General features: G+C 66.7%; 20 protein-coding genes and 1 pseudogene. 14 read left to right on the plus strand and 7 right to left on the minus strand.

What is annotated here, in order from left to right; all coding sequences use genetic code 11:
• The 4 genes from HY726_13120 to HY726_13135 form a co-directional block, all read right to left on the minus strand.
• Positions 1–196, minus strand: a 196-nt coding sequence (locus HY726_13120) for a hypothetical protein (GenBank protein MBI4609937.1), incomplete at its 3' end; no start/stop codon positions are given.
• Positions 197–772: 576 nt separating this feature from the next.
• Complete coding sequence (locus HY726_13125) at positions 773–1555, minus strand: crotonase/enoyl-CoA hydratase family protein (protein MBI4609938.1); 783 nt, start codon at positions 1553–1555, stop codon at positions 773–775.
• An 18-nt stretch (positions 1556–1573) separates the two neighbouring features.
• Positions 1574–3157: a TldD/PmbA family protein gene (locus HY726_13130; protein ID MBI4609939.1), complete on the minus strand. Its 1584-nt coding sequence runs from the start codon at positions 3155–3157 to the stop codon at positions 1574–1576.
• A gap of 113 nt (positions 3158–3270) precedes the next feature.
• Positions 3271–4473, minus strand: coding sequence for a molybdopterin molybdotransferase MoeA (locus HY726_13135; GenBank protein ID MBI4609940.1), 1203 nt, complete (start codon positions 4471–4473; stop codon positions 3271–3273).
• A gap of 118 nt (positions 4474–4591) precedes the next feature.
• Here HY726_13135 and HY726_13140 point away from each other — a divergent pair, with 118 nt between their 5' ends.
• The 9 genes and pseudogenes from HY726_13140 (at position 4592) to HY726_13180 (ending at position 10050) form a co-directional block, all read left to right on the plus strand.
• Entirely contained in the window at positions 4592–5107 is a 516-nt protein-coding gene (locus HY726_13140; protein MBI4609941.1) for a DinB family protein, read from the plus strand.
• Positions 5104–5742: a DUF309 domain-containing protein gene (locus HY726_13145; protein MBI4609942.1), complete on the plus strand. Its 639-nt coding sequence runs from the start codon at positions 5104–5106 to the stop codon at positions 5740–5742. The genes HY726_13140 and HY726_13145 overlap by 4 nt, the downstream gene beginning before the upstream one ends.
• 416 nt (positions 5743–6158) lie before the next feature.
• Positions 6159–6473 (plus strand): RNA-binding protein, encoded by a 315-nt coding sequence (locus HY726_13150; protein MBI4609943.1) that lies wholly within the window; start codon positions 6159–6161, stop codon positions 6471–6473.
• 87 nt (positions 6474–6560) lie between these two features.
• Positions 6561–7550: a radical SAM protein gene (locus HY726_13155; GenBank protein MBI4609944.1), complete on the plus strand. Its 990-nt coding sequence runs from the start codon at positions 6561–6563 to the stop codon at positions 7548–7550.
• Positions 7551–7825: 275 nt separating this feature from the next.
• Positions 7826–8185: pseudogene (locus HY726_13160) on the plus strand (RusA family crossover junction endodeoxyribonuclease).
• Entirely contained in the window at positions 8182–8835 is a 654-nt protein-coding gene (locus HY726_13165; protein ID MBI4609945.1) for a hypothetical protein, read from the plus strand. The pseudogene HY726_13160 and the gene HY726_13165 overlap by 4 nt, the downstream one beginning before the upstream one ends.
• A 22-nt stretch (positions 8836–8857) precedes the next feature.
• On the plus strand, positions 8858–8995 hold the full coding sequence (locus HY726_13170; protein ID MBI4609946.1) for a hypothetical protein: 138 nt from the start codon (positions 8858–8860) through the stop codon (positions 8993–8995).
• 3 nt (positions 8996–8998) lie between these two features.
• Positions 8999–9619: a DUF488 domain-containing protein gene (locus HY726_13175; GenBank protein ID MBI4609947.1), complete on the plus strand. Its 621-nt coding sequence runs from the start codon at positions 8999–9001 to the stop codon at positions 9617–9619.
• Positions 9616–10050 (plus strand): DUF488 domain-containing protein, encoded by a 435-nt coding sequence (locus HY726_13180; protein ID MBI4609948.1) that lies wholly within the window; start codon positions 9616–9618, stop codon positions 10048–10050. Before HY726_13175 ends, HY726_13180 begins: the two co-directional genes overlap by 4 nt.
• 435 nt (positions 10051–10485) lie before the next feature.
• Here HY726_13180 and HY726_13185 read toward each other — a convergent pair whose 3' ends face one another.
• From HY726_13185 to HY726_13195, 3 genes are read right to left on the minus strand one after another with little or no spacing between them, the layout of a single operon-like run.
• Complete coding sequence (locus HY726_13185) at positions 10486–12765, minus strand: DNA polymerase II (GenBank protein MBI4609949.1); 2280 nt, start codon at positions 12763–12765, stop codon at positions 10486–10488.
• A 14-nt stretch (positions 12766–12779) separates the two neighbouring features.
• The gene (locus HY726_13190; protein MBI4609950.1) at positions 12780–13265 is read right to left on the minus strand and encodes a tetratricopeptide repeat protein; all 486 of its coding nucleotides are present in this window, start codon (positions 13263–13265) and stop codon (positions 12780–12782) included.
• 8 nt (positions 13266–13273) lie between these two features.
• Complete coding sequence (locus HY726_13195; GenBank protein ID MBI4609951.1) at positions 13274–13816, minus strand: DsbA family protein; 543 nt, start codon at positions 13814–13816, stop codon at positions 13274–13276.
• A gap of 160 nt (positions 13817–13976) precedes the next feature.
• Here HY726_13195 and HY726_13200 point away from each other — a divergent pair, with 160 nt between their 5' ends.
• From HY726_13200 to HY726_13220, 5 genes are all read left to right on the plus strand, one after another.
• Positions 13977–14690 carry a 5-formyltetrahydrofolate cyclo-ligase gene (locus tag HY726_13200; GenBank protein MBI4609952.1) on the plus strand — a complete coding sequence of 238 codons (714 nt, stop codon included), beginning with the start codon at positions 13977–13979 and terminating at the stop codon, positions 14688–14690.
• Positions 14674–15579, plus strand: coding sequence for a serine protease (locus tag HY726_13205; GenBank protein ID MBI4609953.1), 906 nt, complete (start codon positions 14674–14676; stop codon positions 15577–15579). The genes HY726_13200 and HY726_13205 overlap by 17 nt, the downstream gene beginning before the upstream one ends.
• A 132-nt stretch (positions 15580–15711) precedes the next feature.
• Positions 15712–16548 (plus strand): galactose oxidase, encoded by an 837-nt coding sequence (locus tag HY726_13210; GenBank protein ID MBI4609954.1) that lies wholly within the window; start codon positions 15712–15714, stop codon positions 16546–16548.
• 33 nt (positions 16549–16581) lie between these two features.
• Positions 16582–17388, plus strand: a complete 807-nt coding sequence (locus tag HY726_13215; GenBank protein MBI4609955.1) for a YihY/virulence factor BrkB family protein — start codon at positions 16582–16584, stop codon at positions 17386–17388.
• A 120-nt stretch (positions 17389–17508) separates the two neighbouring features.
• On the plus strand, positions 17509–17882 hold a 374-nt coding region (locus HY726_13220; protein MBI4609956.1), incomplete at its 3' end, for an SDR family NAD(P)-dependent oxidoreductase.

Consider the following 17882-nt stretch of genomic DNA (forward strand, 5'->3'; position numbering starts at 1 on the left):
CCCCTTTGATGCGACGCTTGACGGACTCGGTCCAGGTCCGGACGTCGATCAGGTCCACCTTCTCCGGCTTGGCGATGAGCGCCTTCAGCACGTCCGCCGCGATGAACTGGAGCGGGACCTCAGGCTCGCCCGCAGGCACGATCCCAGACCAGAGGAGAAGCCCGCATAGAAGCCCGACACCGACAAGCCGTTTCAAGCCTTCAGCACCCATTGTTCATCGCGCCGCTGAGTATCGCCCTTCATAATGGATGGAAGCGAAAGCGGCTAAGTGCTGCAACGTCGGACCGCCAGCCGAGCCCAAGTTCGGGCCGCGGGAGCAGCACATCACCTGGGAAATTTGGTCTACCCTCTGGGGCGTAGCTTCGGAGAGGGTGAGGTAGAGCCTGGTTCCGGGCACGGGGTATGCCCACCTGAAATATGCGTCTGGCTCCAGCCTCGGAAGGAGGTCACGGGGTGATAGGAGCTTTCCCTGTTGGCTCCGGAGAACTTGGAAGTACCTCTGGACCCATTCTGATTCGTACGCCGCGGCGATTTCCGGCGTCCGGTTAATGCCCTGAAGGTTCGGGTCCCTTGCGGGAGATTGCTGATCAGCTGCGGGCCCGTGGGCGATTCTCGCCCGTTGTGCTTCTTCGGAAAAGTAATCGATCACTTCGGAGACCGGATGGATGTCGACCTCTCGCACCAAAATCAGCGGGTAGTCGAGCATCTTTTCAAATGGTCGTAGGCAGGCCGGACATCTGTCCGTCATTCGTGTGGGTCCATCCGGTGAGTGCTACCGGCCATGTGAGATGTCCTCGAACGACCCGCCGCGGCCGGCCCCGGCGGCGAAGCGGCGAGCACCTTCCACCGCCTCCTGAGCCAGGGGCCTCTGCCCCTCGTGGCTCTCGAACTTCAGCGCTTCCTCCAGGCTGAAGTCCCACTGCCGGTAGGCGGACATGCGGTCGGTGCGCAGGCAGAGCTGCGGGAAGCCTGCGATTTCACGCGCCAGCTTCTGCGCTTCGGCGCGTGCCTGCCCCTTGGGCACCACCCGATTGGCCAGCCCCCAGCTGAGCGCCTCGGCCGCCCCGACCGGTCGACCCGTGAGGATCATGTCCAGGGCGCGGCTCATGCCGATGAGGCGTGGGAGACGGACAGTGCCGCCGTCGACGAGGGGAACGCCCCAACGCCGGCAGAACACGCCAACGTTCGCGTCCTCCTCCATGACCCTGAGGTCGCACCAAATCGCCAGCTCGAGGCCGCCCGCGACAGCGTAGCCGTCCACGGCCGCGATGACGGGTTTGCTGAGAAGCACCCGGCTGGGACCCATTGGCCCTTCACCCTCGCGCTCGGACGGCCCGCGGAGGCCACGGGCGGCGATGGCCCTCAGGTCATACCCCGCGCAGAAGCAGCCACCGGCGCCGCAAAGCACCGCGACCCGCGCCTCCTCGTCTTCGTCGAATGCCCGGAAGGCGTCTCGAAGCGCCACCGCCGTTTCTGCATCCACCGCGTTCCGGACCTCGGGTCGGTTGATGATGACGGTGGTGATCGGACCATCCTTCTCCACGAGAACTTTCATCGCGCGTTCTCCTCCGATCTACTCCATCCGCCCCACGACGGCGCCGGTGAGCCGGGCGCGGCTCCGCATGGTGGGACCGCCGTTGCCGAGTCGCTTGGTCTGCATGGGCTGGCCCTTGCCGCAGTTGGGGATCGGGTACAGGCGGAAGTCGGTCCCGACGGCGTCCATATGCATCAGGTAGTCCTTGGTGTCGGCCATGATCCCGCCGTCGCGGAAGAGCTGACCCAGCTCCCCGTTCCGGATCTCGTACACCTTGCGGGCGGAGATGCGGAAGTTCTCCCGGCTCTCGGCGATGGACGGGATCCGGTGGCCGACCAGGTAGTAGCCGTGGTCCACCTCCTTGATGATGTCGCGCGGGTCCCGATCGCCCTTGGCGAAGACGGTGTTGGACATCCGGATCAGAGGGACCAGCGAGGCATCGGTCGTCTTCCAGTGGCCGTTTGGGTCGCCCCCGAAGATGGCGGCCGTCTGGCGGCTGTTCATGAAGCCCTTGAAGACGCCGCGGTCGATGTGGACCACGCGCTTCGCCGGCGTCCCCTCGTGGTCGTACTTGTAGTGGCCGTAGCCGGGGAGGAGGGGATCGGAGAAGGCCGTGACCAGGGGAGAGGCGATCCGTCTGTCGACCTGGTGGTCGTCGAGGTTCCTGAGGAGCCAGGAACGCCCGGCGTACGCCGTTTCCATCTTCAGGACGCGATCGAGCTCGACGGGGTGGCCCAGGATCTCGTGGGAGACGTGCGTGTTGTAGTGGGGGTCGGTGACCACCACCACCTCGCTGTCGGTGGACGGCAGCGCGGGGGCATCGGCCAGGGCGACGGCCTCCTTGGCGAGGTCCAGCGCGAACTCGGCGAACGTTGGGAACCTGATCAAGGGCTCGTCGACCCCGCGGACCAGGATCTCCCAGCCGCGCTGGTGCCCGAGGACGTCGTACAGCTCCTGGCTGGTCGCGTCCGAGACGGCGACGACGTAGCAGAGCCCCTGGGTGAGGGCGAAGGCCTGGTCGATCAGCGCGGCCTCGGAGGACGCGAACAGTTCCCGCGCGAGCTGGGTGAGGGTGGAGGTGTAGTTGTACTTGAGCCGGGCATCGGTGGCGGCGACCTGCTTGGAGATATCGGTCGTGTACCGCACCATCTCGCCCAGATCCATGGTGCGTGGATCTATCTCGTACTCGGCGGGCACCACGTCCTGGCGCACCTCGATCGGATGGAGCCGCGTATCCGCGAACGCGTCGCCCAGGCCGCCGAACTTCTCCCGTATGGTGGCTTTGAGGTCGCCGTTGGCCATCGCCCGCCGGTAGGCCGAGAGGATTCCGTCCTTCAGGATCTTCTCGAGGTTCGGAAGGTCCGCCGTGCCGAGGGCCCGGCCGAAGTAGCCGGGCGCGACCATCCGGTCGCCGGCGAGGATCCGGACGCCGAACGCAAACCCGTAGTCCTCGCCCGAGAACTTGCTCGCACCGTTCTCGGCCGCCGCACCTTTGCCCTCGACGATCTCCACTCTGAGATCGGCGTATCTGAGATGGGCCAGCGCCCGCGCGTACGCCGTGACGAGGTCGGTGGCCATCGGCTTGATCTGCTCGATGAGGTCGGTGGTGATCTTCTGCGTCATGCGTCTCTCCCGCTAGAGAACCCGGAGGGGGGCTACGCCCCCCTTCCGGACCTCCCCCCGAGGAACTTGCGCGGGCAAAGCCCGCGCTCGGAGGGCATTACTCCGATAGGCCGCTAGAACCACTGGAAGGGTTCGACCAGGACGGTCTCACCCGGTTTCACGTTGCCGCGCTCCTCCTCGAGGACGATCAGACAGTTCGCCATCACCATCGAGGTCAGGATCCCCGATCCCTGAGGTCCGGTCGTGCTGACCTCCCAGCCCGGGGGGCCGAAGCGCAGGACGCCGCGCTTGAACTCCCGCCGGCCCGTCTTCTTCCGCATGGGCTCCGCGGCGCTGGCGGTGAACTGGAGTGAAAACAGCTCTCGCCGTCCCGCCAGCTTCCAGAGGGCGGGGCGGACGAAGAGGAGAAAGGTCAGCATGGAGGCCACCGGGTTGCCGGGAAGGCCGAAGAAGTGCGCCTGGCGGATGCGCCCGACGGCGAGCGGTCGGCCAGGCTGCATGGCGACCTGCCAGAAGTCGATCCCGCCGATCTCCTCGAGGACGTCCTTGACCAGGTCGTAGATCCCCACCGACACGCCGCCGGAGCTCAGGACGATGCTCGCGTTCTCGCTGGCTTCCAGGAGACGGCGCCGGAGATCGTCCCTGACGTCGGGGACGATGCCGAGGTCGGTCACGCTTCCGCCCGCTCCCTCGACCAGGCCGCGCAGTGCGAACCGGTTCGCGTCGTAGATCTGGCCAGGGTTCCGAGGGGTGCCGGGCTCCGCCACCTCGTCGCCTGTGGACAGGATCACGACCTGTGGCTTCTGTCGGACGAGCACCTGCGGGAGACCGAGGGAGGCGATCAGGCCCAGTTCCTGCGGACGGAGCACGCTCCCGCCGGCGATCACGACGGCGCCCGCGCTCACGTCCTCGCCCCTGAGCCGTACGTTGGCGCCCTTGGCGGTGGGCGGGATCCGCACCAGGCTGTCTTGGCGTTGGACGAGCTCCTGCGGGATGACGGTGTCGGCGCCCGCAGGCATCGGAGCGCCCGTCATGATGCGGATCGCCTGACCGAGCGCGAGCGTTCCGCCAAAGACCGACCCCGCGGGGAGATCGGCGATGACATCCAGAGCGGTGGTGCCTTCACTCGGGATGTCGGCGCTCGCCACGGCGTAGCCGTCGACGGCCGAGTTGTCGGTCGGGGGAACGTCGAACGGCGCGCGCAGGTCTTCGGCCAGCACTCGGCCCAGAGCTTGGGAAACGGGGATCAGCTCGGGCGCGGCAATCGTGGTGACCTGGGCGAGGATGCGGGCCTGGGCGTCGGCGACCGAAATCATGACGCCATTATACCCTACTGCGCTTCGCCACCCGGAGGCCGGGCCAAGTCGGGAGCCCGCGCCGGCGTTGCCTTCGGGGCGCTGTGCTATACTACGCGCCGTCCATCGGGAGGCTTTTGTGAAGCACCCCCGCTGCCCGATCTGCAAGGCTCCACACACGCTCCTCAAGGGGCGCCCGCTTCGCGTCCTGCGCGCGACAGCCCGGGCGCTCGCCGGACTCGTCCGCCGGACTCGGCGTCCGCTCCTGGCGCGCCGCCAGAAGCCTGGCCAGTGGTCTGCCGTCGAGGTGATGGCTCATCTGGCGGATGTCGAGATCGCCGCGGGCTTCCGCATCCGGAAGATCGTCTCCGAACCGCGGCCCGCGCTCACGGCCTACGATCAGGAAGCCTGGGCGAAGGCGCTTCGGTATCCCCGCCAGGATCCGCGCTCGCTCCTGCACACGTTTCGGGCCGTCAGGGAATCCAACCTCCGGATCCTCCGCTCGCTGGCTCCGGTCCAGCGGCGCCGGGTTGGCGTCCACTCGGAATACGGCCCGCTCCGCCTCGACCAGCTTGTGGAGCACCTGGCCGAGCACGACTTGAACCACCTGAACCAGATCCGCCAGAACCTGCGGAGGCGCGCTGCCCGCCGGTGACGCTGCCCCTTCCGCTGAGAAACCGGCTCGCCGAGCTGATCCTCGACGCCTTCCGGGAACGGGACGCGCGCTCCGTCCTGGGCGCCCTCGGTCGTTACTGCCAGGAGGGCTTGGTGTCCGCTGCCGCCCTTCCCTCAGGGTTTCCCGTGGAGTTCTTCGACCAGCGCAACGGCCGCCTCGCCCTCAAGGGGGCATACGGTGCCTTTCGCGACGAGCTCTGTGAGCGCGTGAGGCGCGCCTGGTCGGTGGTGAAGGAGTGGCCGGCTTCGGGCCATGATCTCTCGCTCGGTCAGGCCCTCGAGCAGGCCGCCGCCCTTTTCGACGTCCGCCTCGACTTCGAGGTCCACGAGCTGTTGGAGCCGTTCTGGGTGGCCGCTCAGGGACCTGTCCGGGAGGCGTTACAGGGCTTCATCCAGGTCGCAGTCGGGTATCACCATCTTGCGAGCGGAAACGTTGCGGGTGCCCGGAGCTTGCTGGCTGAGGGGAGCGCCAGATTGCGGGGCCAGCGTCTCGCGGAGCTGGATCTCGACCTTTTCGCGCAGGCGGTGCAGCGGTCGCTCGACGCTGTCGACCGGCCCGAGGCTTCGGGGAAATTCGACTGGAGCCTCGTCCCGCCGTTTCCGCGGCTGCGCTGAGCATGGGCGGCGTAGGGTCCTCTCTGGGCCAGCGAGGTTGCCACGCCGAGCACCTCAAGCGGTCCATCCCGAACGCGTCACTGACGGTGATCGAGGGGAGCGGGCACATCCCGCATCTCGAGACGCCCGCGCCTTTCCTCGAGGTGGTGCGAGCGTTCCTGGCGACTCAAGATCGGCGCGGAACTTCGTGAAACAAAGAACATTCTCGCCGCAGTAAACCCTTGACAGCCCGCACCCTTAGCATTAACGTAAGTCAACGCGCAAAGGGTTCGGACCTTTGCGGCATTCTGGGGAGTGCCCTCAAAGATCGCGACTCTTTGAGGGCTTTTTCGTATCGGGGGAGGGTGTCCCCCAGCGCCGCTGGCGACTCGAGGCGGATTTTTTGAACTCGCTCCGTTCGCGGCAGGAGGATCGTGATGCCCGCAAAGCTGTTCGTCGGTAACCTTTCCTTTCAGGCCACCGAGGAGGACCTGCGGGAGCTGTTCCAGCAGGCCGGCACGGTTGAGTCGGTGCGGATCGTGACGGATCAGTTCACCGGCCGGCCCCGCGGCTTCGGCTTCGTGGAAATGTCCACGAAGGAGGAGGCCACCAAGGCGATCGAGATGCTGAACGGCCGGCTTTTCCGCGACCGGAACCTGGTGGTGGACGAAGCCCGACCTCAGCCCCAGCGCGGCTCAGGCCCGCGGGGTGATCGCGGCCCTCGAGGAGGAGGTGGCGGCTGGCGGCGGTAACGCCTGTTTTGGGACTAAACCCGGGGGTGTCGCAGCCCCCGGGTTTTTTCGCTTGACAAATACTCAACATGTGTTGAGATTAGTGCCGTGGAGCCTCAATGGGGAGCTCGCGCCTATGAGTTCATCGCCCGGCCGACAGAGCGGCGCGGGCAGATCCTCCACCCGTTCGCGATTCCGTGCATGCAGGGAGTGCTTGCCCTCAACGTGACTCGCGGCTGCGCCCACTCCTGCGCGTATTGCTACTGCCGTGCCTATCCCGAGGCGCCGCCGCCGGGGCAGCTCCCGGTCTATGAGAACCTTCCGGCCAGGCTCGAAGCGGAGCTGGCGAAGATGCGACGGCTTCCGCGGGCCGTCAGCCTCTGCACGGCCAGCGACCCGTTCCAGCCCTTTGCGAGCGTCCTGGGCGTGACCTACCGGGCAGCGGAGCTCCTGCTCGAGCGGGGGATCACCGTCACGTTTCTCACCAAAGGGTGGATCCCCGAGGAGTTCATCGCGCTCTTCGGTCGCTACCGGCAGCAGGTCAAGGCCCGCATCGGGCTCTTGTCGCTCGACCCGCGCTACCACCGGCTCTTCGAGCCGGGAAGCGCGCTCGCCGAGGCGAGGCTTGACAACGTCAGGCGGCTCAAGGAGGCAGGAGTGGCAGTGGGAGTGAGGCACGATCCGGTGATCCCCGGGGTAACGGACGAGTCGGACGAGCTCGACCGCCTCTTCAGGGCGCTCGCCGCCGAGGAGATCACCCACCTGGACGTGGGTTACCTCTACGTGCGCCCCGGCATCGCGCGGCTCCTGGCTGATGAGCTGCCGCCCGCCGTTTCACGGCCCTTGCTGAGGCGGTTCAGGGGAGGACCGATCGCCGCGGTAGCGGCGTCGACCTCGACCCAGCTCCTTCCGGCCGATCTGCGAATCCGGAGCTTCTTCAAGCTGCGCATGACCGCGCGCGAGCATGGGATTAGTCCGATCCTCTGCCGCTGCAAGAACCCGGACCTCGACGCAGCGGGCCGCTGCCAGGGCTCCCGCGAGCTGGCCTATCCCGTGCTGCCGCGCCACGCCCGGCAGCTCTCCCTCGCGCTCGCCTGAGGTGCGCACGATCGAGCGAGCCGATGGGAGTGACGTGCCGACCCTCCAACCGTGCCGGGCCAATGCTCAAAATATCCCAAACGCGGCACAGAATCGGAAGGCCCGGCGTGCAATCCGTCGCAGCCATAACTGGATGATGCCGACCAGTGTTCATCGGGAACGGCTCGGAGTGGGGACCTTGACAAGGTCTTGGGGAAGCTAACAGAATCGCCGCAGTTGTTGGAGGTTTCAGGAGCAGGATATGCTGACCAGCCTAATCACGCCCGGTCTCCCAGCAGGCGCGTCGGCGCGAGCGGCTACGTGAATGGAAGGAGTTTGTCGCAGAGCAGGCCCGGGCCGCTCTCGATGCCCCGCGCGAGTTGGCGACACAACCCGTTGCCATAAGGTTGTTGTACCTGTACGACGAGGCTGCGCTTGACGTCGATAATATCCTCAAACCGATTCAAGATGCGCTTATCGGGGTTATACTGGAAGATGACTCTGTCGTTACCGATGTGGAGCTTCGACGTCGCTGGCGCGGAACCACGTTCACGCTCAAGGCTGTGTCGCCTGTGCTTGCCGCAGGGCTCGAGCTTGGGAGGGAATTTGTGTACGTATCACTGACTGACGCGCCGGCGCAGGATGTGCTTCCATGACACCACAGCCGATCGAATCGCAAGCAATTGCTAAGGTGGCCGAAAACTACCGGCGACGGGGTTACGACGTTGCGGTAATGCCTAGGGGCCCCAACCTCCCGGAATTCCTCGCCGGTTATCAGCCAGACATCATTGCGCGAAGTCCGAACGAGTCAGTCGTTATCGAAGTAAAGGTGGGCACGCAGATGTCCGTTGCCGAGCGCTTCCGAGAAATCGCGGAGCGGGTAAACCGACAACCTGGCTGGAGATTTTCTCTCGTATATGTAAGTCCGTCCGAGCCGGATCAACTGACCGAGGCCGAGCCGGCTCCCTTGCCCGACCTTCAGGAACGTGCGCGAGATGCGGACTCTCTTCTACAAGCAGGGCAGCCTGAAGCGGCCTTCCTGCTTTTTTGGAGCGTGCTTGAAGGCAGTCTTAGACTGCTGGGACGCCGTGCTCAGCTTCCGCTTGAGAACCTGCCATCATCCGCTCTCATCAGGGAGCTCTACTCGACCGGCGAGATCAGCCGAGACCACTTTGATACTCTGATGCGCCTCCTTCCGATCCGGAATAGATTGGTCCACGGGCTGCTCGGACGCGCTGAGGATGTCAATGTCCAGCCGCTGCGCGGCCTCGTGAACACACTGCTTGAGGATGCGAGAAGCGTATAGGTTACACCGTCCGCCGAACCACATGGTGGAGCGGCCCGGCGCAGACGGGGAGACGAAGCTGGACGAGGCCCTGCTCTGCGTGAGCCTCGGCGAACCCTTCCACGGTTTCGCGTACAAGCTGGCGGCTGCGGTCATCACGCGTCAGCGGGCGGAAGGATGAGCCGTGGCGGAGTACGTCTACACCATCGGCCATTCGACGCACTCGACGAAGAAGCTCGTCGAGCTGCTCGCCGCGCACGTAGTTACCGCTGTGGCCGACGTCCGCTCGGAGCCCTACAGCAGAATCAACCCGCAGTTCAACCAGGAGAGCCTGCGCGCCGACTTGAAAGCAGCGAACATCGCCTACGTCTTCCTCGGGCGTGAGCTCGGCGCGCGCACTGAAAATCGGAGCTGCTATGTCGACGGTAAGGTCCAGTACGAGATCCTCTCACGCACCGCCCTCTTTCGGGAGGGCCTCGCGCGTATCGTCCAGGACATCGGTGGCCATCGAATTGCAGTGATGTGCGCAGAGAAGGATCCGCTCATGTGCCACCGGGCTATCCTGGTGTGCAGGCATCTTGCGGCGCTGGGCATCACTGCGAAGCACATCCTCGAGGATGGACGGCTTGAGAGCCATGATGACGCGCTGGCGCGCCTCTTGGCTGAGCTTGGAATCGCCGAGGGCGACCTGTTCCGGAGCCGCGACGAGCTGATCGCCGAGGCGTACTCCCGACGTGGCCAGCAGATCGCGTACAGCGAGAATCAGCCTTCCCCCAAAGAGGGTGTCGCTGGAGTCGATCGATGAAGGTCTATACCATCGGGTTCACCAAGACCTCCGCCGAGTCCTTCTTCACCCGGCTGCAGAGGGCGGGCGTGAAGAAGGTGCTCGATGTCCGGCTGAACAACGTGTCGCAGCTCGCGGGGTTCGCGAAGAAGAACGATCTTCGCTACTTCTTGAAGGCCATCTGCGGCATCGACTACGCTCACCGACCCGAGCTCGCACCCACGCAGGAGATGCTGGATACGTACAAGAAGAAGGGGGGCCACTGGGCAGACTACGAGAAGCGGTTTCTCGATCTGATGGCCAGTCGCCGGGTCGAAGAGAACCTTCCGCGCGACGCGGTCGACGGGGCATGCCTTCTATGTAGCGAGGACAAGCCACACCATTGTCACAGACGACTGGTAACCGAGTACCTGCAGGATAAGTGGGGCGATGTCGAGATTCTTCATCTATGACCGACACGGGAATCCGTGAGCGCAGGAGGTGTGAGCTGCGTCAGTATTCGCGAGGCTCTCGCTTGCCAATCCCGGTCTACTATGTCCTGCGCCACGCTTGACACGCGCCGCTCAGCCTGCGCGTCAGGTGGAGCAACAACAGTCGACGACAGCGAGCAGCGCGATGTCGCCGCGGGTGAAAAGGAGACGATGCAACTGGGAGGCGATATGGTGCTGTTTGCGCTGCCGGGGGGCGCGTCATCGCGGTGACCACGACCCATTCACGGGAGGAGCTCGGGGAGGCTGATGCGGTGCTCGCGCACCTTCGGAACCTGCAGATTCTGCCGGGTCGGACTCAGCCCGGTAGCCGTTTGGTTATTCGGGCGGATGGCGATGTGAACGCAGGGAGTGCGCGCGACAAGCGGTAAGGAAAGGGCGCCGTTATCCTCGGCGGGCTTACTCTTCCATGGTGAGCTGGGCTTCCTCGGCTTCCTCCTGCGCGGGCACGAGGCCGTCCTGCTCCACCAGCGCCTGAAACTTCGCCAGGAGATCCAGCACCTTCGCCTGGTAATACTCCACGTTCTCGTCGGGAGCGGCCGGGTCCCAGTGGTTCGCGAGCTTCGCCGCCTCGTTCACCTTCACCTTGAGGCCGTGCCCGGTGACGTAGTACGAGACCTGGTCTCCCGGCTGGTACGGACGTTCTGACTGCAGCGCCAGCTCGTAGGGCGCCGCGGGGTTGCGCTTCTTGGCCCTGACCTTCTCCCGGTAGGTCTCGAGCGAGTCCTGCAGGGTCTCGGTTTTCATGAACTGCCTCACCGGGATCCGGTGGGCCGCGAAGTCGTTCAAGTAGCGCTGGACCAGGTCAGGGATCTCCTCCCGGCGCCCCTCCAGGAGCAGGCGGAACATCTCCTCCATGAAGGCGCGCTGGAAGAGCTCGAGGCCGCGGGAGCGGAGCCCGGAGCCCTTGATCGTGAGGGTGCCGGCGGGGTCGAGCAGCACGTAGTTCTTCACCTTGTAGCTGAACATGGCCGGATAGCGACCGTCCAGCTCGAGGCTGATCCCGGGTGGAAGCGCGCGCGACAGCTCCTCGACGAGCCGTTCCTCGCCGCCCTGGTCGGTGACGTCGGGCGGCGGGACGAAGTAGAGGCCGTCGGTGTCGATCTCGATGACGGTGGCGCCCCGCGCCTTGAGCGATTCGACCAGCGCCCTGATCAGCTTCCGCCCCTCCGCGGTGACCCGGTTCGCCGCCTCGAAGTCGTTCCAGTGCCCCATGGAGAAGCCGAGGTAGCCGTAGAACGAGTTGATCAGGATCTTGGAGGTCTGCTGGAGTGCTGTGAGGTGGAGCCGTTCCTCGTCCGAGGCCGCCTGCCGCGCCAGCGCCTTAGCCGAGACCCTGAACTCCCTCAGGTCGCGCAGGAGGACGGGAAAGATGCCGAGCTTGTCCTTCGCCGGAAAGATCCGGAAGGTGAGCATCAGGGACGGATAGAGGGAAGTCACATCCACGTGGAGGACCCGCCGGGCGACGCCCTGGTAGAACATGGCCGTGTAGCCACCGGCCACCGATGAGCCGGTGGACGGGGCGGGGACCGCCCGGCGCTGGCGGAGGTGCTCGCGCAGGAGCAGCGCGTCGATCTTGGTGGCGTTGCCCTTGAGGACCACGCCCTGATAGTCGAAGGGGAAGGTCTGGGCCTGGACGAAATACGATGGGGCGAGGATCTTGGAAAGCGCCAGGGTCTCACGAACGTCGTCGCGCGCGTAGGCCAGGAGCCGGTCCGGGTCCTCGCGGAAGATGCGCGGGATCGCCTCGGGCGCCAGGTAGGTGCGGTCGGGCGCGGCGACGCTGAAGTGCCGGGCGACGTCCTTCAGGCCGTAGGACTCGAGCGCGCGCGCGGCCACGTCGTAGTGCTGGACCAGGATCCACGTGTCCACGATGTGCCGCCCCCAGACCTGGTAGCGCCGGTAGCCGATGGCGCGCTCGGCGATCTGCATCCGCGAGGCGTGGCCCCTGAGCGGTGAGCCGTCGCGTCCCCATCCGAGCGTGACCCCGGAACGCTTGGCCCGCGCCTCCAGGTACTCCAGGTCGAAGCGAAAGATGTTGTGCCCCTCGATGACGTCGGGGTCGCGCTCCCGGATCAGGCGGGAGCAGAGCTGGAGCATCTCGGGCTCGGACAGGTCGCGACCCGAGATCACCTGCTCCCAGCCGCCGGAGTCGGCCAGGGCAATGGCGATGACCCGGTCGGTGGGGCGCTGCGCGTTGGGAAACTCGAAGCCTTCCGCCGTCAGGACCTCGATGTCCAGAGCCAGGCGCCGGAGCTGTCCGAAGCCGAGCCCCAGGAAGGACGTCTTCCCGGTGAGGAGGAGAAACTGGTGGACGGCGTCGTTGAGGAACCGGTACGGCGCGTCCGGGGCGGAAGGGTTCTTGCCCGAGCTCTTCTGGCAGTGGTCCCGCGCCCTTCCGGCCAGCGTCCACGACGGGAAGCGGGCACGCCACCGGTACCAGCCGGGCCCGTCCAGCGGGCTGACGTCGCTCTCGCCCTTGAAGCCTTTCAGGAGGTCGGCGTCGGCGAGGAGCAAGAAGGGCGCGAAGGGTTCGGTGTGGGAGACGGTCCCGCCGTCCCGACGCACGAAGATCCTGACGCGGTCGCTCCCCTCCAGCTCAAAGGCCAGGAGACCGGGCGCGCAATCCTGGCCGAAGAGGAGGGCGTTGTCGTAGAAGGGAAGCGGGGGAGCGGTCACGGGCGACCCGCCCCTCAGTTGAGCATCCCCAGCAGCCGGTGAAGCTCCGTGCGCGCCAGCTTGTAGTCCGGCTCCAGCTCGAGCGCGCGCTTGAGCTCCCTGATCGCCTCCTGGATCTTCCCCTGCTTGACGTAGACGCGTGAGAGGTTGAAGTGGGGGAAATGGCGCGGCTCGTACCGCTTGGCGTGCATGGCCTTCTGGAGCCAGGCAATCGCCTCGTCGGGGCGGCTCAGCTCGATCAGGTAGGCGCCGATGTCGTTGTAGGGGTTGCCGAAGTCGGGGTCGACCTGGATGGCGATCTGGCACTCGCGGATCGCAGCCTCGTAGTCGCCCTTGAAGCTGTACGTCCAGCCGAGGAAGGTGTGCGCCTCGGCCGTCGGCAAGCACGCGATCGACTTCTTGTAGCAGGCGATGGCCTCGTCGAGCTCGCCCTTCATCTGCGCCTGGTAGCCCTTGTGGAAGTAGTGTTCGGCCTGCTCGCGCGCGCGTTCCGTGTCCATGGCGGCATTCAGGCAGGGGCGCCGAGGACGCGACGGTACTCGAGGAAGTCCACGAGCCCCACGATCCGCCTCGCCCCGTTGACGACGACGGTGGGAATGGCACGCACCCCCTGGGTCACCGCCTCCTCGTGGTCGCTGAGCACAGCCGCCCGGGCCCTGCCGCTCTCCAGATCGGTCCGGAAGCGCTCCAGATCCGCCCCCGACTCGCTGACGACCGCCGCGACCTCATCGGGGTTGGCGATGTTCCGCCCCTGGGAGAAGAAGGCCTCGTAGAGGCGCAGGTGGAGCCGCTCGAAGGCCTCGTCTCCCTGTAATGCCACGCACTTGGCTGCCTCCAGGGCCGGGAGGCTCCAGTTGGGGTAGTCGTCCCGCGCCCAGAGGTTATAGACGATGCCGTCCGGTGCTGCGAAGGCGCGGCAGCGCTTCCACGCCTCCTCGCGGTATGTCCCCTTGAAGGTGGCGGTCGGATCCGGCAGGGGTCTCAACGGGAAGGCCCTCCACTCGATGCGAAGGCGGTCCCCCAGCTCGCCCTTCAGGCGTCGGAGGCGCACGGCCGCCGGGTAGCACCACGGTCAGAGGTAGTCGGCGTACTCGACGATGCGGACCGGCTCGCTCACAGAGGCGGCTCCTGACTGGATTCTACGCTTCGCTCCGGCTCCGGTCAATTTGCGCTATGCTTGGGGCATGCCTGACCGGGTGGCGCTCGGCCTGATGTCAAAGTCCGAGCTTCGTGAGCATGCCTGGCGGCTCCTCGAGCTACACCGGGCGGCTCGCTTCCCCGGGGCGAAGGGTCGGATCCCCAACTTCGTCGGCGCCGAACGAGCGGCCCTGGCGCTTCAGACCCTTCCGGTCTGGCGCCGGAGCCGGGTCATCAAGGTCAACCCGGATGCGCCGCAGCTCCCGGTCCGTCGGATGGCGCTGCGCGAGGGGAAGACGGTCTACATGCCGGTCCCAAAGCTCGCCGAGGAGGCCTGTTTCATCGAGCTGGACCCGGCACGACTCGGCCGGCAGTTGGGCGAGGCGGCGAGCATCAAAGGCGCGGCCCGCTACGGGCGGGCGGTAGGCGTGAGCCAGGCGCGAACGCTGGACCTGATCGTCTGTGGTTCGGTAGCCGTCAACGGTGATGGCGCGCGGGTGGGGAAGGGGGGAGGCTACTCGGACCTCGAGTTCGGCCTCCTCCGCGAGACGGGACGCGTGAGCGACCGCACCCCCATCGTCACGACCGTCCACCCGCTGCAGATCGTGTCAGCTCAGGTCGCGATGCTCCCCCACGACATTCCCGTCGACTGGATCGTGACGCCCGAGGGCGCGTTCCGGTGCGGCGCGCGCTACCCGAGGCCTCGCGGGATCTACTGGGAGTACCTGACGGAGGAGAAGATCGTCTCGATCCCGGTGTTGGGGAGCCTCTGTGGACGCCGCGGCTGAGCTGGTGAAGCGCCTGCTCCCTTCGGTGGTCCACATCCACACCGAGGTGGCCGACGCGCACCCGTCGGCTGCCATCCTCGGCACCGAGCGGATGGGTTCGGGGACCGTCGTCGATCCGAGCGGGCTGATCCTCACCGTCAACTACGTCGTGATGGGAGCCGAGAAGATCCAGGTCGCGCTGGGCCAGGGCCGGCGCCTCAAGGCCGAGGTCGTCGCCCAGGACTTCGAGGTGGGGTTGGCTCTGCTCCGGGTGAAACGCCAGGGCCTGACACCGGTCCGGTTCGCCTCGTCCGAGTCGGTCGAGCGCGGCACACCCGTGTTCGTGATCGCTTCGACGGGCGCGCACGAGCGCCGGGTCGCCGGAGGCCTGGTGACGTACCTGGGGGAGTTCGAGGCGTACTGGGAGTACCTCCTGGACCGCGGCATCGTCTCGAGCGCCGTCAACCCGGGCTTCGGGGGCGGCCCGCTCTTCACGCTGACGGGCGCGCTTGTCGGGGTGGTGTACCTCAACCTGAACGAGATCATCCGGAACTCCCTGGCGATTCCGATCGAGTGCTACCGGGAGAGCGAGGCGGATTTCCTGCGGTACGGCAAGCTGGTGAGGCGCCCGAAGCGCGCCTGGCTCGGCGTCTTCGCGCATCCGCTCGAGGAGGGCGTGGTGGTCGCCGGGCTTGTGCCGAACGGCCCCGGGGAGCGGTCCGGTCTCAGGGAAGGTGACGTGATCGTCTCGCTGAACTCGCAAGAGGTCCCGACACGTAAGGACCTCTACCTCTCGTTGTGGCGGCACGGCCCCGGCGAGCGGATCACCCTGGAGATCCTGCGCGACAGCGCGCTCAAGCGCATCGACGTCACCAGCGGAGACCGCGCCGATTTCTATCGGCAGCTCTGAGGACCGAGCCCTGATGCGAGGGATCCGGTGAGCACCGTCCTGCTCGGGTTTCTCCTGCCGCTCGCGCTTTTGCTCTGGGCGGTGGGCCTCGCGGCCCAGCCGGCGCCCGGCCGGTGGCTGACGAAGGCGCCGATGCCGACTCCGCGGACCGAGGTCGCCGCGGCGGCCCTGGGCGGGAAGATCTACGTGATCGGGGGGTTTTCCGTGGGCGGCGATCTCGTGGAGGTGTACGACCCCGCGACGGAGCGCTGGGAGAGCCGCTCGCCGCTGCCCGAACCCCTCCACCACACCACGGCCACCGCGGTGAGCGGCCGGCTCTACGTCATCGGTGGGTACTCGGCCGGCTGGAATCCGCTGAACGTGGTCTTCGAATACGATCCCGCGACCAACCGCTGGCGCAAGCGCTCTCCGATGCCGACGGCCCGGGGCGCGCTCGGGGTGGGGGAGCTCGACGGGAAGATCTATGCCGTCGGTGGTGTGGCCCGGAACGGTCGCACCAACTCCGCGGCGAACGAGGTCTACGATCCGGTCTCCGATCGGTGGGCGTCGCGGGCGCCGCTCCCCACGCCTCGCGACCACCTCGCGGTCGTCGCGCTCGAGAAGCGGCTCTACGCGATCGGCGGAAGGGTCGGCGGGAGCTACGCCCGCAACCTTGCTGATACCGAGGTCTACGATCCTGGAGCGGATCGCTGGGAGCCCCGGCGGCGCATGCCGACCGCGCGGTCGGGGATCGCGGGCGTCGCGCTCGGGAGCCGCCTCTTCGTCTTCGGGGGTGAAGACCCGGCAGGAACCTTCAGCCAGGCGGAGGCCTACGAGCCGGCTACCGATCGCTGGATCGCGCTCGCGCCGATGCCGACGGCTCGCCACGGCCTCGGGGCCGCGGTGGTCGGCGCGGTGATCTACGTGATCGGAGGCGGTCCGCGCCCCGGCGGGTCCTTCAGCGCCGTCAACGAGGCGCTGACCCCGTAGCCTCCGTGGCGGGCCACCGCCGGCCGGGTTGACGTGATCCGCGGCCTCCGCCAGGCGTTCGCGGGGTTCTTCGCCCACCAGGGGTTCTTTCTCTCCGCGGGGCTGTCGTTCTACTTCCTGATCTGCCTTGTCCCGCTCCTCTTCCTCGTCGTCTCCCTCGCGGGGTTTGTCCTCTCCAGCGAGAGCGCGACCCGCCAGGTTCTGGGCCAACTCGGTCAGATCGTTCCCGTGTATCAGCGGGAGATCATGCGGAGCCTTCACCGGGTTGTTGCGACCCGGGGCGTGTCCGGGCTGGTCGGGACCTTGATCCTGATCCTCTTCTCGACCCAGCTCTTTGCGGCGCTCCGGCTCGTGCTCAACCGGATCCTGGGGGTGCGGGGACGGTCGTTCCTGGGGGGGATGCTCTTCGACATCGGGATGATCCTCGTGATCGGCGTCCTCTTCCTCGCCACCGTCGCAGCGACCACGGTCTTCGCCTGGTTCAAAACCTTCGTCTTCACGCCGGTGGGCCTCCCGGTCTACTGGGTGGAATGGATGGCCGTCGGCCTCGGCGTGGCCTTCTCCACCGCGATGTACTTCGTGATCTACCGGTTCTTCCCCAACCGGCAGGTCTTCTGGGGCGCGGCGCTGGCCGGCGCGCTCCTGGCCAGCCTCCTCTGGGAGGTGGCGAAGCAGTTGCTGCGGCTCTACATCGCCGAGTTCGGCCTCTACGACCAGATCTACGGGCCGCTGGGCATCCTCGTGGCGTTCATCATGTTCGTCTACTACTCGGCAGTGGTCTTCGTGCTGGGCGCCGAGTTCGTGGCCGCGCTCGAGCGGGGACGGCGCGCCCGGGACTGAACGTGCCGCGCGCCGTCGCCGGTGGTCCGGCCGCGTCAGTTGTGCTATTCTGTGCCGCGCTGCCGTGAGGGAGATGGGAACGCCACAAGACGCAACCGCGCACGGGAGGGATGGGCTCCCATGATGCTCAAGGACAAGGTGGCGGTCGTGACAGGCGCCGGCCGGGGGATCGGGCGGGAGATCGCCGTCCTGATGGCCAGCGAGGACGCCAAGGTCGTGGTGAACGATTTCGGTGGCACAGAAGACGGCACCGGCGGGGCGGCCGGTCCCGCGGACGAGGTGGTCAGCGAGATCAAGGGGTTCGGCGGCCAGGCGGTTGCCAGCTACGACTCGGTGGCCACCATGACGGGCGGCCGCAACATCGTCCAGGCGGCGTTGGACCACTTCGGCCGCGTCGATATCGTGGTGAACAACGCCGGGATCCTCCGTGACCGGATGATCTTCAACATGACCGAAGAGGAGTGGGACGCCGTCATCAACACCCATCTGAAAGG

Source organism: Candidatus Rokuibacteriota bacterium (genome assembly GCA_016209385.1).
Lineage (GTDB): Bacteria > Methylomirabilota > Methylomirabilia > Rokubacteriales > CSP1-6 > JACQWB01.

Bases quoted from the DNA above. Each gene is read 5' to 3' on its own strand.
- HY726_13125 (MBI4609938.1), bottom strand. From the start codon at position 1,555: ATGAAAGTTCTCGTGGAGAAGGATGGTCCGATCACCACCGTCATCATC.
- HY726_13190 (MBI4609950.1), bottom strand. From the start codon at position 13,265: ATGGACACGGAACGCGCGCGCGAGCAGGCCGAACACTACTTCCACAAG.
- HY726_13135 (MBI4609940.1), bottom strand. From the start codon at position 4,473: ATGATTTCGGTCGCCGACGCCCAGGCCCGCATCCTCGCCCAGGTCACC.
- HY726_13150 (MBI4609943.1), top strand. From the start codon at position 6,159: ATGCCCGCAAAGCTGTTCGTCGGTAACCTTTCCTTTCAGGCCACCGAG.
- HY726_13130 (MBI4609939.1), bottom strand. From the start codon at position 3,157: ATGACGCAGAAGATCACCACCGACCTCATCGAGCAGATCAAGCCGATG.
- HY726_13170 (MBI4609946.1), top strand. From the start codon at position 8,858: ATGGTGGAGCGGCCCGGCGCAGACGGGGAGACGAAGCTGGACGAGGCC.
- HY726_13180 (MBI4609948.1), top strand. From the start codon at position 9,616: ATGAAGGTCTATACCATCGGGTTCACCAAGACCTCCGCCGAGTCCTTC.
- HY726_13165 (MBI4609945.1), top strand. From the start codon at position 8,182: ATGACACCACAGCCGATCGAATCGCAAGCAATTGCTAAGGTGGCCGAA.
- HY726_13200 (MBI4609952.1), top strand. From the start codon at position 13,977: ATGTCAAAGTCCGAGCTTCGTGAGCATGCCTGGCGGCTCCTCGAGCTA.
- HY726_13210 (MBI4609954.1), top strand. From the start codon at position 15,712: ATGCCGACTCCGCGGACCGAGGTCGCCGCGGCGGCCCTGGGCGGGAAG.